At 57.8% G+C, this 15,452-nt stretch carries 3 protein-coding genes; all 3 read right to left on the reverse strand.

What is annotated here, in order from left to right:
• Positions 1-95 precede the first annotated feature (95 nt).
• Genes ACP7EW_RS04125 through ACP7EW_RS04135 form a run of 3 tightly spaced genes read right to left on the reverse strand, consistent with a single transcriptional unit; the run spans position 96 to position 15,316 of the window.
• On the reverse strand, positions 96-359 hold the full coding sequence (locus tag ACP7EW_RS04125) for a hypothetical protein (RefSeq protein ID WP_426126632.1): 264 nt from the start codon (positions 357-359) through the stop codon (positions 96-98).
• Positions 359-13,630 (reverse strand): filamentous hemagglutinin N-terminal domain-containing protein, encoded by a 13,272-nt coding sequence (locus tag ACP7EW_RS04130; RefSeq protein WP_426215500.1) that lies wholly within the window; start codon positions 13,628-13,630, stop codon positions 359-361. Before ACP7EW_RS04130 ends, ACP7EW_RS04125 begins: the two co-directional genes overlap by 1 nt.
• Positions 13,631-13,663: 33 nt before the next feature.
• Positions 13,664-15,316, reverse strand: a complete 1,653-nt coding sequence (locus ACP7EW_RS04135; RefSeq protein ID WP_426215502.1) for a ShlB/FhaC/HecB family hemolysin secretion/activation protein — start codon at positions 15,314-15,316, stop codon at positions 13,664-13,666.
• Positions 15,317-15,452: the final 136 nt, after the last annotated feature.

Below are 15,452 nucleotides of genomic sequence, written 5' to 3' on the forward strand. Positions count from 1 at the left end.
AAGTTTATTCACAACGTGAATACCGGGCTACTCTTTTACATCGGCGATCGTTGTCACAGATAACTTTACTCTCATGCGCCTTCATCAGAGAAATCTCAATCTGATGCCTCCCACTCATCTTCAAATTTTTTGTTCTTCAATTCAACATCAAGAAAAACCTGCCCTTTGGAAAATATTAGGTTCCACTGCTCACTACTGAGCATCAATTCTTGAGCATGTGGATAAAAAATATATTCAACAACCTCCTTATCACTTATACCTATCTCCATAAATGGCTCTTTACCCCCCTTGAAATACACACACAAGTAAGGAAATAAGGTATTGATATCACCAACCTTTTCAAACTCTAACTCAACCATCACCGAACCCCACGAAAACCGATAAATGCCCCATCAAGCCCCCAACTAGCGGCCCGCCCCCCTGGCAGTGTATAGGTAACCCACCCGTTCGGATATCGACCACTCACCCCAGTAGATTTTATGCCTCCACGCAACAGATCTCTAATAGCATTTTCTGCAATTTGGTTCACTGCTGTGTCCCCCTTATACACCTGCCGTAACTCTGCAATATTTTTAAATCCAAAATATTCCGGATGTTTCGTAACTGCCCTTCCGGCCTGAGTAATTGTTTGCCCTGCCTTAAATGGTTGAGTCGCCGACTGGATCAGTTCAACCGTTAACTTTTGCTCAGCGAAAGCCGCTACGGCAGCAGCGCGCTGAGCTGCGCCTACACCTGCAGCCACCCCCCCCAACACACCACCGGTAACACCTGACTCCTCGAAAAATGCTTTTCTCCAAGGATCATATGCCACCCGTTCATCGTCGTGATTAGCACTTTGAAAATGCTCAACTAACTCTCGCTCTTCCTTGGTAAGAGTGGAAAGACCAAATAACTGGTCCAGTGCTTTTGAGCCTGCCTCTACGGCGTCCAACTGCTTCTTACAGGTTGCCTCACCGGAGCTCTTACAACCATACAAGGCTACACCGGTTTTACTGTCATTGAGCAACTGATATTTGGCTTTTAAATCAGTGCGGCATGTCGCTGGGTCTGCCGCGCTTCGGCAACCGACCAGCTCATTAGAGAGCCTTTCAACTTCCAGATGCTCCAGATAGTTATTGGCAGTTGCCTGCTGAGACACCCACCCCGCGATCTGCTGCTCCTTCTCATTCCCACCTGCAACCGCGGCTACTGTCAGACCCAAAAGCTGGGAGGTCATGGCCAATAAATCGTCATGGCTAATACCTGGGAATAGTTTATCCCCGTATTGCTGAATCAGTGCCTCGTTCGCACCAGCAGCGAGCGCGGAGGTTGCAAAGTTTCCACCTGCTGCTTCACCAATCAGGCCACCAACAATCGCGTGTACCGCCACTTTCGTGGGCAAACCGGTACCAACCAATTGATCACCGACGCGATTATAGATTGCACCGGTTAGCGCATCGGTAGCCAAACCAATTGCAGCTTGACCCATATTATCAATGAATTTTCCACCGTTGGTGACCGTTTTAAGGGCAGCGGTTACCGCCAGTCTTGAAGCAATATTTACGTCAAACCCAGCCATACCACCGCTGACACCCGCAGCCAGGTATCCCTTCAAGCTTTCGGTGGACGTTATATCTTTTAGAACAAGTCCTAGATTTCCTTTGTTATTAATCGTACTGATGGCAGCTCCACTGGCTGCCGATGTAATGACCGTGGTGACCGCTGCGTTGGCCCAGCCGGCAGCGACGGCACTGGTCGCAGCAGTAGCGGCGGTTGAAGCCGTCGCCGCCGTCGCCGCAGAGGCAGCAGTTCCCGCCGCCATTGCAGAACCAGATCCTGCGGTTGCTCCTGCGAGCGAGCCGACACCTGCGCTAGCTGTTCCCGCTGTCAATACTGTGACAATGATGATGATAGCCAGCATTGCCCCTTGCCCAAGGCTGGCGTTACTGTACTTATAAGAGTCGTGCGTCTCCTTGATAAGCTTCCAATCAACATCACCACGCTTTTCGGCCTCTTTCAGCCACGCCATTTTAGGATCAGCTTGCACCATTGCATCAATGGCTTGACTTACCGTTTTTTGATTGACCTGCTTCACCCCGATATGCAGGCCATCCAGGGCATTGATGACAACTTGACCTTTAGCTGCTATCTGAGTTTGTTTGAACGTTTCATCGGTATTGCCCTTACCACTCATACTGTTCCAGGCGAGACTCGACTTACTTTTTGAATGACTCTCCTGATGCAGATCCTTCACACCTTCGAAAACGATCCCCTCATCACTGTGCAGTGTCAGATCGTGGCCACTCTCTAGCTTGGCTGCCTGATAGTGCTGAGTAGCGCCGCTCATCAACGTGAGATCCCCGATAGCGGTTACCTCGCTCCCAATATTGACGACTCTGGTAACTTCATCGTGCTTTGTCTGTTTGCTACCCCACCCGCCTTTCTTCTTCTTGTCATACAATGAATAATCGCTATCCTGCGCGGCCAGTAGTTCCAGTCTCTCACCAGCAATAAGATAAGCCTCATCGCCAGCATTAACTCGACTTGATATCAACGACATATCATAACCTGCACTGAGGCGAATATCAGATCCTGCTCTTATTATGGTGCTCACTTGGCTGACGTGGTCTTGCTGAGCCGTCTTCTTCTTGCTCTTCGCCAAAAAGTGCTCTTCATCAGCAGCTGAAGCAATATTCATATCTTCCTTGGCTACCAAGGCGATATCACGTTTAGCGTCAATTGAACTGGCAATCGCATTAAGATCTCGCTCTGCGGTCATCTTCACATCGCGGCCAGCAATTACAGAAGAACCGCTCTGAGTAACAGATGATGAGCGAGCCCCCAACCCGCTATTCCCAGAATCACGCGTCTCGGTTGAAACTATGTTGATATCACGCCCAGCGCTGATCGTTGTATCGCCACCGCTCTTAAGCAAGCTACCGCTGTTGATAACATCGCGCCCGGCCATAATGGATAGTGCGTTTGCGGCTTCAATACGTGCCGAATCACCGTAGTAATTACGATTTCCCGTGCCAAAGCCGGTGAAGCTACGCTCATTGACGACATCACCCTTCGTCGCAGTCAGTGTTACGTCGCGCCCAGCGATAACACCACCAGACTGGTTGACGATATCGTTGCCTGCCAACAGCTCAAGACGGTTGCCGGCCTCAATCCGGCCACTGTTGACCATGTCATTGCCCGCGGCCGCCGAAAGATTGTTACTGGCACGCAAGGTGCCTGCGTTGATGAGGTCCTTACCGGCGATCAAGCTGACGTCCTGACCAGCGATCAATGCTCCGTTCGACGTCAGGCGCTGATCAGCATTGGCCAAGTAAAGCACCGGCACCAACACCTTCTCTCCAGCGACTTCATGCTCTTCCAACCATACGATGTCGTGGGTCAACGCCGCGACCTGTTCGCCGGTCAACGACACACCCACTGATAGATCCAGGCTTTGCTTGCTGCGGATGGCGTTATCCATCAGGTGTCGAAACAGCGCGTCATCCGAGGTCTGACCGTCAAGGAAACGCTGACCGGTGCGGGCGACCACGGCTTGCTGGATCAGGCGCTGTTCATAAAGGCCATCACCGAGGCGCTTGGCACTCTCATCAGGGTTGTAGCCGAGGCCGGCGAGCAGGTAGTCCGAGCTCATGAACTGCTTGAGGTCGGTCAGTGCAGGATTGGTTTCGATCAGATATTTATGTGGTTGCGAGAGGGCGCTGCTGTAGGGCAAGCCTTGGACGCGATTGATGGGTTGCGTTGCCCCAGGTTGAGTGCTGCCTTGTGCCAGCGGGGTGAGTATTGGAATGTTGATAGCGGCGCCGGTATTGGACGCGATGGAGCCATCAAGCGCACCGGTCGTATCACGGGCAGCAGGTGTCAATACAGGCAAGCCTAGGTCCGGCCTTGAAACCTGCGTGTTGGCCGCATCACCGTGGCTGATTTCAATCCCTGTGGTACGGCCGGGCGGCAATGCACCGCTATCGGTATTGCCGGCGACGCTAATCGTACTGGCACTGCCACTGACGGCCCCGGCTTCGCGGACAGTCAGCGCGACTTGATGGACACCTGCTGCGGCTTGCGCTGCATTACTGACCTGGAGCGTACGCCCGGAGGCGCCGGACGATGGTTGCTGGCGCTGCACCAAGCCTACGTTGGCGCCGCCCAGCGTCCAGCTCTGCGAGTCAGTGTCGCCACTGCTAACCTGCCCAGCGTTCGCAGCTTGCCCGTTCAGGCGAAACAAGCCGTTTTTACCGGTAGGCAAGGTGAAACCTGGCAGAGCCACCGGGTTGACTTGCTGCAGGGCGAGACCAGGTGGCAGTTCGCGGTTGATCGTAACCATCACCGCCGTGTTGCCGATGACCTGTGTTGCGCCCACACGCGATCCGTTGCCAGCTACAACAACGTTCTGGCGCACAACACTGTTGGTCAGGTGCTGTGTTGCATTGATGCTGACCGCCCCACCCGCCTGAACGACGGCATTTGCCGCGCTCGAGGAACCAATGGTTGTGTTATTAAACGGCTGAGTGGTGAGCATTTCCCAAGGGCCATCTACCGCCCCTACGCCTGGGTCTACACCTTTGTCGGAGTTTTTGAGAATCAACGGTCCATAAACCGTTGACCCTCGATCCTCCCGACCATTGCGCTGGTGGCCCACACGAACAATGGACTCAGTACCATCGGCTGTCCAAACATGAATATTTGGGGCGGGCGCATTGTAGTAAGGGTCATGACCACGGTTGTAGTTCATGACCGTCACCATGAAGCGCGAAAGATCGTAGGGATGCAAACCACCGTAGGAGTATGAGCGACGCAGGCTGTAGTCACCCACCGACGCACCTTCATTGGTAAAGTTTTGCAGGGCAAAATTGATGTTGCCACCCGCACTGAGAGTTGAGTTCTTATTACTCAGATCTCCGCCTGTGACGAAGAAATCGCGCCCGGCCGTCATCGTGGCCGATGCCGAATCTTCAATAATTTGCGATTTGAAGTTTTGCACCCAAACCAGATAACTATCAGCTGAACGATTTGGAACTATCGACGTACAACTGCTGCACTGAACACCAATGTAACTGGATACCTGACCACCCGTGGTCTTGAAAACATCCTTACGGTTCTCAATGCGCGCAGCCGCCAGGTTCAGATCCCCGCCACTCTCGATCGTCGCCGAAATATTGTTGATCGACGTGCTCTGCCCGTTGTTGTCATCCTTGGCAATGCTCACATTCCCCAGGCCGTAAACATCGGCAAATCGATTGGTGAACGTATCGGTGCGCAGCGCCATGTCGCCGCCGCTGAAAATCAGGCCGTTCTGGTTCAACAAAGCAGGTGTGGTCAGGCGCAGGTTTGCGTTGCTGCCCAGCGTGCCGCTGTTATTGATCGCGCCTGCGGATACATTCAGGTCCGTAGCCGAGGTGATCCGCCCTTCATTCGCCAGCGTCCCGCCCACAGCGATGCGGCTATTGCCGCCACCGGCGATGCTCGCGAGTTGCCCCACCGTCATTTGTGCAGCCGTGAGGTCCAGCGCCCCGACACTGCTGACTCGACCGCCGCCCTCATAACCACCCGTCAATTGCAGCTCCAGGCTACCATCACTGGCGATCAGGCCATTATTGATCCAGTGACCACCCTTGCCTTCCAGACGTGAAGACGCCAGCAACTGCCCAGTCTCAGTCTGGGTGAAGGTGCCGACATTCACATTGAGGCGTCCTGCCTCGATGACGCTGCTGTTGGTCCAAGTGTCAGCATTCAGGGTCAGGCCGCCACGGGTCACGATGCTGCCACCGGCACCCGTGACATTGGGCAGGGAGATATCAAAATCGCCCTCGCCGGTGTGCAGGAGTTGGCCGCCGGCGTTCTGAAAGGTAGTGGCTGCCAGGCCCAGGTTGGTGTTGGCGGTTTCGACTACGCCATTACGGTTGTCGAACAGGTTGCCGATCTGGAACTGGGTCTTGCCCGAGCGCGCCAAGGCACGTAGCTTGCCGCCCTGATTGACCAGGTCATTAGCCTGTAAAGTCAGTGTCTCCTCGCTTTCGATAATCCCCGAGTGGTTGCTCAATTGCCCACTAACGCTGAGGTCGATGCGCTTGGCGGAGATTTGCCCGAAGCTGTTATCCAACGAGGTGCCATGGGTTTGTAACGCCCCCTTGGCATACACCCCGCCATAAGCGTTGAGAAATTGATTGGCAGTGATAACAGCATCGCCGTCCTGGGCGGCGATGCGACCTTGCTGGTTATCGACGGTAAGCGCTGTCAGGTTAACGCGCTGGCCTTGCACTACCCCGCCTTTACTTTGCCCAACGCCATTAAGCAGGCTGTCCTTCAAGGTGGCATCTACCAGCCCGGTCAGGCTGCTCACGCTGCCGCCTTGGTTGTCCAGCGTGTTGGCCTTGATGAGGGTGTCACCGGTTTGCGCCAGGAGCTTGCCGCCCTGGTTATCGATATCGCCGCTGATGTCGAGGCTCAGGCCGCTTTGGCCTTGCACTGCACCGCCTGTGTTGGTGAGGCTTGAGGCGTTGATTTGCAGGTCGGCGTCCTGGCTGTAGATCAGGCCGTCGGCGTCGTTTTGCAGGAGGCCGGTGCTGGTGATCGCCACGCGACTTTTGCCCGCGATGGTGCCGCGCTGGCGGTTGTCGAGGCCGCCGGTCAGCAGGGTCAGCAGGCCTTGGCTGGCGATCTGGCCGCCCTGGTTGTTGATCTGTATCGCGCGCTGTAGCAACAGCGGGCCCGCGCTGGCCAACTTGCCATTGGTGTTGTTCAGCGAACCCAGCAAGTTAAGGGTCAAGCGGTCGTTCCCTGCGACGGTACCGCCGGTGTTGTTGAGGTCTGTGGCGGTGATGGCCAGGGCCTTTTGCGCGCTGACTGTACCGCCCTGGTTGTCCAGAGTGACCGCCTGCAGCTCGAGTTCGGCGCCGCTGTCGATCAGGCCAGCGTTGAGGTTGTTCAACTGGCCGGTGACGGTCAGGCTTTGTCCCGCACCACTTGAGAGGATGCCGCCGCTGTTGTCGAGACTGGCGGCAGTGAGGTCCAGCCGTCCCTGACTGGCCACCGCGCCGGCAGAGGTATTGAGCAGAGCGCCGGCAAGACGCACGTCCACCGCGCCGTTGCGACTGGAAAGCGTGCCGTTGTTGCGGTTGTCGAGACTGTCGCCACTAACACTCAATCCCTGCCAGCCGGACAACAATCCATTCTGGTTGAGCAGTGTGCCTGCGTTGACAGAGAGCAATTGGCTGCTGATCAACTTACCGCCGCTGTTATCCAGGCTATTGAGGTTAAGCGTCAGGTTTTGCTGGGTGGAGAGTTCGCCATTCTGGTTATTGATGGCGTGCACACGGTTCAGCGTCAGTGAGCCCTTGGCGGAAATCAGCCCGTTACGGTTATCCAGTTCAGCGCCGTTCAAATCGAGGGTCACGCCCTGCGCGCCGACGATTTGACCGCCGCCCAGCGTCAAGCCGCTGAGCTTCAAGTCCATCGAGCCCTTGGCGGACACCTCACCGCCGCTGCCAGTGCTGAGGTTGCCTGTGGCAATATCGAGGGAGCCTTGGCTGTTGACCAAGCCAATGACGGTGTTATCCAGCGCCATCGCGTTGAGGATTACGCGGCTACCGCCCAACAGATTGCCGGCTTGGTTATTCAACAGGCCGTCGCTGGTCAGTTGCAGTTCGCCTCGGCCGGTCAATGTACCGCCTTGGTTACCTATGGAACCTGCGTGTACCTTGAGATTGGTGGCGCCGACCAGGCCCTTGATGTTGGCCAGGGCCTGGTCGATTCGCAGTGTCAGGTCTTGGTTGCTCAGCAGCTTGCCGTTGCTGTTATCCAGGCTTTGTGCCGCCAGGGTGAAGGCTTGGTCGCTGGAGATTTCACCGCCCTGGTTATCGACGGTGGTGAGGTTTTTCAGCAGTAGTGGACCACTGGTGTTTATCAACCCGCCACGGTTGTTCAGTTGACCGCTGCCCAGGTCCAGGCTCAACCCGGCCTGGCTGAAGAGCTTGCCGGCCTGCTGGTCAAGGCCAGTCACCGTAGCGTTCAGTGCCTTGGCACTACCAATGCTGCCACCGTTGTTTACCTGGCCAGCGACCAGGGTCAAGGTATCGCCACTGTTAAGGCGACCGGTCTGGTTGTTCAGGGTGCCGGTGGTAACCGAGACCGGACCTTTGCCACTGAGGGTGCCCTGTTGGTTGCCCAGGTTGGCGCTGCGCAACACCAAGTTAGCGTCAGTGACCAGTTCGCCGCTCAGGTTGTTCAGGTTATCGCTGACAACCACATTCAGGCCTTGCGCGCTGGAGAGACTGCCCTTGGTGTTATCGAGGCTGCGCGCCTTGACGTCCAGCGTGCCTTCGCTGCTCAGCAGGCCCTGGTTGTTGGTGAGGTCACCTGCCAGGTCCACCACCAAAGGTTGCTGGCTGAGCAACTTGCCACCGCTGTTGTCCAGCGTTGTTCCCGTCAGTGTCAGGCGCTGGCCATTCAATTGGCCGCGCGCACGGTTGAGTACGTTATCCACCGCCACGCTCAAGCCTGCGGCTGCGAACACCTGTCCGCCGTCACTGTTGTCCAGACGCTGGCCAGTGATGCTCAGGTCGGCGTTGCTGGTCAGCTCACCGGTGCGGTTATCGACGTCGCCCACGTCCAGCTTCAGCGCTTTTGTCGCGCCTACCAGGCCATTGCGGTTGTCGAGATTGACACCCGTAAGCGCCAGGGTGTCAGTGCTGATCAACTGACCTTTCTGGTTGTCGATGCGATTGGCGTTGACAGTGACCTTGGCCTTTCCCGCTATTTCGCCCGCGCGGTTGTCCAGTTTTGCGGCGGTCAGCAGGACGGCACCGTCGCCAATCAGGCTGCCGCGCTGGTTGTCGATCAGGCCGTCAGCGCCGATCTCCAGGCCACCACGACTGCTGACCAGACCGTCGGTGTTGTCCAGGCTGGCGCTGTGCACATTGAGGCCGACCGCGCTGATGCTGCCCTTGGCATTGGCCAGGGCTTGTTCGATGCGCAGGTCCAGGGCCTGGTTGCTGATCAACTTACCGTTGCCGTTATCCAGGCTGCGTGCCGCGAGGGTGAAGGCGTTCTGGCTGGAGATTTCACCATTGCGGTTGTTCACGTTGCCGAGGTTTTTCAACACCAGGATCGGTGCGTTGATCACCCCGGCGTTGGCCAGCTCGCCGTGATTCATGTCCAGGTTCACCTGGCTGCTGCTGAAGAGTTCGCTGCCGCTTGCCTGGGTCAGGCTTGCAAGGTTTGCATTCAGCGCGCCGGTACTGGCGATGCGTCCGCCGTTGTTGAGGTCAGTGGCCTTGATGTCGAGGCTGTTGGCGCTGATCGCACGGCCGCCAAGGCCGTTGTTGAATTGCCCGGTAGTCAGGGTGGCAGCGCCCTGGCTTTTCAGCAGGCCTTGCGCGCTGTTATTCAGGCCAGCGCTGGTGAGACTGAGCGCCTGCGCAGACTCCACCACACCGCCCACGTTGAGCAGCTCACCGTCGCTTGCAAGGGTCAGGTCACCGCCACTGGACAGGCTGCCGCCGCTGTTATCCACCCGCTGTGCGTGCAGTTGCAGGCCGCCTTCGCTGCTGATCTTGCCGCGCATGTTGTCCAGCCCGGCCGACAGTCGCACCGCCAGCGAGCGTTGACCGGCAAGCGTGCCTTCGGTGTTGTCCAGGCTCGCAGCATTGAGGTGTACATCCTGGGCGAACACCAGGCCCTTGGCCCGGTTGATCACCTCGACCATCGCCAGTTCCAGTGCGGTGCCGGCCAATACCTTGCCGCCGCTGTTGTCCAGGCGCTGGCCGCTGATCTCGGTCTTGAGCTGGCCGGAGATTTCCCCGACGCGGTTATCCACGCGATCGACATTGAGTTTCAGCGCTTTTGTCGCGCCTACCAGGCCGCCATTGCGGTTATCCAGGTCGTTGCCGCTAAGGCTCAGGTTGCCCTGGGCGACAAGTTCGCCACCCTGCTGGTTCAGCACGCCGACCGTAGCGTCGAGATCAGCCTGGCTGGCGATACGGCCCTTGGTGTTGTGCGCCGTGTCCAACGTCAGGCGCAACGGCCCAACGGCACTGACCAGGCCGCCCTGGTTTTTCAAGGACTGCCCGGTGAGGGTTTGCGCCTGCTTGCTGTTCAGCACACCGCCACGGTTGTCGAAGCTGCCCGCCTGAAGAGTCATGTTGCCCTTGGACAACACGCGCCCCTTGGCTTGGTTATCCAGAAGCCCACCTACCTGCACCGTGACGCTGCCATCGCTGACCAGGCTGCCGGACTGACTATTGTCGACACTGGACGCGGTCACTTGCAGCCGCTGCCCAGCACCGAGCGTACCGCCTTGGTTGGCCAGCGCGCCTCGGGTCGTCAGGGCGAGACTGACGTCGCCCAAGACCTGCCCATTGCGGTTATTCAGGGTCATGGCGTCAATCACGCTGGCGCCAGCACTCGACACCTCGCCGTCGGTGTTCAGCCATGCGCCGGCCACCGCCAGGGTCAGGTCTTTTGAACTGTTGAGCACGCCTTCCGTGTTGTCCAACCGCGCGGCCTGAGCACTAAGCCCGGCTGCAGCGATCACGCCCTTGATATTGACCAGAGCCTGGTCAATGGTGAGGGTCAGGGCTTGATCGCTGAGCAGTTTGCCTTCGCTGTTGTCCAGGCTTTGTGCAGCCAGGGAGAAGGCGTGCTCGCTGGAGATTTCGCCTTTCTGGTTGGCGACCGTGGAAAGGTTTTTGAGTACCAACGCACCGGGGGTGTTGATCAGGCCAGCGGCGTTGTGGAGTGCGCCATGGTTCATGTCCAGGGTCAGGCTCGCCTCACTGCGCAGCGCGCCCTGCTGATTCAACAGTGGACCATTGAGTACTATGTTCAGATTGCGCCTGGCGTAGACGCTGCCCTTGAGCTGGTTGTTCAGACGGTTGAGGTTCAGTTGAATATCGCCGTTGGCGAGTACCTTGCCACCGGCACTGTTATCCAACTGACTGCCGTTGAGCACTATGTCGATGACACTGGACACTTCACCGGCGCGGTTGTCCAGGCTGTCGACCCTCAACGTCATGGTTTTGCCGGAGTTGATCAAACCGCTGCGGTTATCGAGTTGGCCGAGGGATAGCGCCAGCTCACTCTTGCCGGAGATGCGGCCTTTGTTCTGGTTATCGAGACTGGCGGCCGTCAACTGCAACACGCCGGCGGAAGCAAACAGCCCGGCCTGGTTGACCAACTGACCGGAGATCAACGCCTTAAGGGCACCGTCACTGGTGAACATGCCACCGGTGTTGTCGAAGCTGGCAGCACTCAGGTCCGATGCCTGCCCGGCGACCATACGCCCGTTGCGGTTGCTGATCAGGCCTGTGTGCTTAAGGGTCAGGCGCTTGTCGCCTTGGATCAAACCGTTACCGTTATCCAGTGATGCACCCGTCAGTAAGGTGTTAGCACCGAGAATCTCGCCTTGGCCATTGAGCAGGCTTGTCGTGACACGTACAGTTAGGTCATTACGCGCACTGAGTTTACCGTCCGCGTTATTCAGGCTGTTGGCTTGCAGGTCCAGCCCGGTAGAAGCGACCAGACCCTTGGCGTTGTCCAGGGCCTGCGCGATACGCACCAGCAGTCCTTGCTCACTGAGCAGTTTGCCGTTGCGGTTATCGAGGCTGTCAGCCTTGAAAATCAGCGCCTGGGCACTGGAGATTTCGCCACCTCGGTTATCCACGCTGGCCAAGTTATTGAGTAGCAATGCACCTGGTGCATGGATCAAACCGCCCTGGTTATTCAGATGACCGCCATTCAGATCGAGGCTGACATCACCTTGACCGAAAAGACGACCGTCGTTGTGCTGATCAAGGCTGCTGACACTGGCGTTTAATGTCTGGCCACTACTGATGCGCCCCCCCACGCTGTTGTCAACGTGGCCTGCATTCAAATCCAAGCGGTTATCGCCGCGCAGGGTGCCATGCTGGTTATTCAGCACACCGTTCAATTGCAAGTTCAGGTTCGTGTTAGCGACGACGGTACCCTGACGGTTGTCGAGACTTCCCAACGTGAGACGCGCGTCCCCCTTGGAGGCAAACAAGCCCGTCTGGTTAAGCAGTTGACTCGCGATCACAGTGGTCAATAGGCCGTCACTGATCACCTTGCCAGCAGTGTTGTCGAACACGGCGCTGGTGAAGTCGAGGCGCTTACCGGCGGCAATAGTGCCGCGAAGGTTGCTAATGGCGCTGCCCTTGATCGACAAAGCGTTATCACCCTGAATCTGACCGTCATCGTTACCCAGAGAGCCCACAGCCAACGTGGCCTCAGTTGCCAGCAGTTGACCGTTTTGATTTAGCAGTTGGCTAGCGGTAACACCTAGGCTTCCTGCGCTAAGGATCCGGCCCTGATTCTGGTTGTCCAGAATCGACGCATTCAGTTGTGCATCGCGCTGAGCACTCAGCGTGCCGCCCTGATTAGCCAGCTCCCCCGTGTTGATGCTCAAGTCACGGCTGGCGATCACCGTCTTACCGGTGTTGTCGATGCTTTGCGCTTTTAAGCGCACATCGCCTTGGGCATTGCGGGTGTTATCGGCATTGACGCCGGCTTCGATAATTCCGTTGTTGGTCAACCGCCCACCGGCGTCCAGTGTGATGCTGTCTTTGGCTGCCAGGGTTTTCTGATTGGTCAGTGCGCCTTGAGTGTTCACCGACAAGTCAGTACCGGCATACACCGCGCCTTTGGCCTCTACGCTGGCCGCTTTGACCGCCACCGCCGTACCGGCTGAGGTTTGGCCCATGACCACGTTACCCGCCGCGTCAATCTGGATATCACCACCGGCAACCATGTCCCCGGACAGCTTTACGCCGACGCCTGCTTCGGTCCCAACCAGCTTCACCGCCCCCACGTACATGCCGCCCAACGCCGACGAGTCAATCGCCAGGTCCGGCGCCTTGCTACCGTCCGCCGCACGCGCCGTCGCATTCAAGGTGCGCGCGTCCACATCGTTGCGCCCCGCCACGATGGTGAGTTTTTTTGCCTGGATCTGCGCGTTGATGGTGGTGGCGCGGGTGATGATTTCGAACTGGTCGACATTGCTGGCATTCAGGCCAGTGCCGTCAATGGACACGCTGCCCTTGTCCACTTGATAACGGCTGATCTGGCCGTTTTCGATGACCGCCTTGCCCGTGGTGAGTGTGGCTTGTGGTGTGTTGATAAAGCCGCAGCCGTTGCAGCTGATGCCGTAAGGGTTGGCCACGATCACATGGGCCGACTGCCCTGCTACTTCGGTGTAGCCACGCAGTTGGCTGGGGCTACCGCCATTGACCTCATTGAGGATGACGCTGGCGGCGCTGCCGTGGAAATTCGGGTTGCCGACAATGATCCCGCCGAGTTGGGTGGATTGCGTACGGTCGGTGGCATTGTTGAGGATGACGCCGTTGGCACCGACGTTGTAGTCGTGGAATTGGTTGTGCGACAGCCCGTTGGCGTTGGGCGCGGCAATATTGACAATCGGTACGCCGTTGCCCGCTTGCCCGAGCGTGGTACCCGGCCCACTCACTGCAATGCCGTCCGCCTGAGCCAGCAATGGCTGCCAGAACATGGCGTTGGCCAGCACCAATGCCAACCCGCGCTTGGGCAGGCCCAGGAAGGTAGAACGACTTTTTACGGCCGCAGAAGGTTGGCGCGCGAGGAAGGCGAACTGGCGAACATCCATGTGGTGTCTCGATGCCCAAAGGGCGGTAAAAAATTAAAAGAAGAAATCCATGCGGAAATAGATCGGCGCTTCACGTTCCGTGATCGGGTCCGGTCGTTCCAAAGAGTGTGCAAAGGTCACCGTGGCCGCGACGTTCTTGCCGCGTGCGAACAGTTCCAGGGAATTACTGCTCATGCGCCCATGCTGCTCGGCGTTGTAGCGACCATGGCGGATCACGCCCTGGTCGTAGCCGAGGCTGGTGCCGTATTCGGTCAGCACGGGTTGCAGCCAGGCCCAGGTCACCGGGCGGCTCCAGCGCAGGTCGTTGCGCCAGTAGCCGCCGCTGTCGCCGGAGAGCATCTGATCCTTATAACCACGAATCGATGACTGCCCGCCGAGGCTTATGCGCTGGGGGCTGAACAGCACGTCCTCACTGCGCTGGCCGGTCATCAGGCTGCTGAAACTCAACGACTCGCCCCACAGCTTGAACGGGTACAGGTAGCTCACGGTTGCGGTGTATTTGCGGTAGCGCGCATCCGCCTGACCCGGCCGTGGGTTGTGATTTGCCTGGGCGTCGAAGGCGCCGATGCCATCCTGCATGCCCAGGTCGATGTTGAGGAATGACCCGCCGATGCGTCGGCCGTGGTTGATGCCAAACTGCGCTTCGCTGAGACGGTTGCTGCTCAGGGCCAGCTTGCTGTCTTCGATGAAGTTGTTGGTGCGCAGGTAAGCCAATCCGGTGCTGAGAGAGGTTTTGCTCAGCGCGTCACGGTGAATGACTCGCTCCAGGCGCAACTGGTGACTCTGGCTGTCGCCCGACTGTTTGAAGTTGAAGTTGTTGGCCTGAGCCAGGGAGCGGTATTCGGACTCGCTGTAGCTGTAATTGAGGTTCCACCAGCCAAACGGCAGGTTGTAATTGAGCATCGAGTTGCGCGAGGTTTTCTGGTGATCGCTGACGGCATCATGGCCGCCACGCAAGGAAAGCTGGTCGGCCAGGCCGAGCGGATTATCCCAATCAAGACTGGCGCCCCATTGCTGCTCACCGGTGCTGCGCTGACCGCCGTTATGGCGTGACAGCCCAACGCGCCAGGGCTTTTGCGGGGTGTTTTTGACCAGTACATCGCTGCCACCCACCTCTTTACCCGGCGCCAGCTCCATCTGCGCCTGGTTCGACGGCAGGCGGTTCAACTGGTCGACCATCTGCTCGATTTCGCGCAGGTTGAGTAATTCACCCTGTTTACCTGGAAAGCTCATCCCCAGTTGGCGGGCGGTAATACCGCTGCCCTCCTCGCCCTTCAACCCTTCCAGCCGGCCTTCGACTACCTGGATCTTGAGCACGCCGCTGGAGAGGTCTTGTTGTGGCAAGTAGGCACGACTGGTGACCAGTCCCTTAGCCAGGTAGCGGTCAGTGATGACCTTGAGCACCTCATTGAGTTGCGGCACGCCCAAGCACTGGCCGATGTAAGGCTGGATCAGCGCGTGGCGTTCGCTTTCTGAGAGCGCGTCGGCACCGGAAACCTCAATGGTCTTGATGGGGAAACAACGAGTGTCGACTGGGGCCGTTGGCGTGGTGGGCGCGACGGTTTTACCAGGCAGATCCTTGAGTTCTTCGAGGCGACGCTGCTGCTCTTCGAGCAAACGATCCTGGCGATCACGGATCAGGTCGGTGATGCCCGGCGTGTTCTGCGGGGTGGCTGCTTGGGCCAAACCGGCTGTGCTCAGGCAAAAAAAGCGGACAGCAGGCCAAGCCCGGTCCGGCGTACCAAACGCCACATTTATAGATCCCTCTATATGGCACAGAGCCATCATTGAGGGGCGATCATATGGTGGCGATATAGTGGCG

It is taken from the genome of Pseudomonas sp. DWRC2-2 (assembly GCF_049897885.1).
Taxonomy (GTDB): domain Bacteria; phylum Pseudomonadota; class Gammaproteobacteria; order Pseudomonadales; family Pseudomonadaceae; genus Aquipseudomonas; species Aquipseudomonas azotoformans_A.

What these genes read in the sequence shown, in the direction of transcription:
- ACP7EW_RS04125 (WP_426126632.1), bottom strand. Translation starts at nt 359, where the DNA reads ATGGTTGAGTTAGAGTTTGAAAAGGTTGGTGATATCAATACCTTATTT.
- ACP7EW_RS04130 (WP_426215500.1), bottom strand. Translation starts at nt 13,630, where the DNA reads ATGGATGTTCGCCAGTTCGCCTTCCTCGCGCGCCAACCTTCTGCGGCC.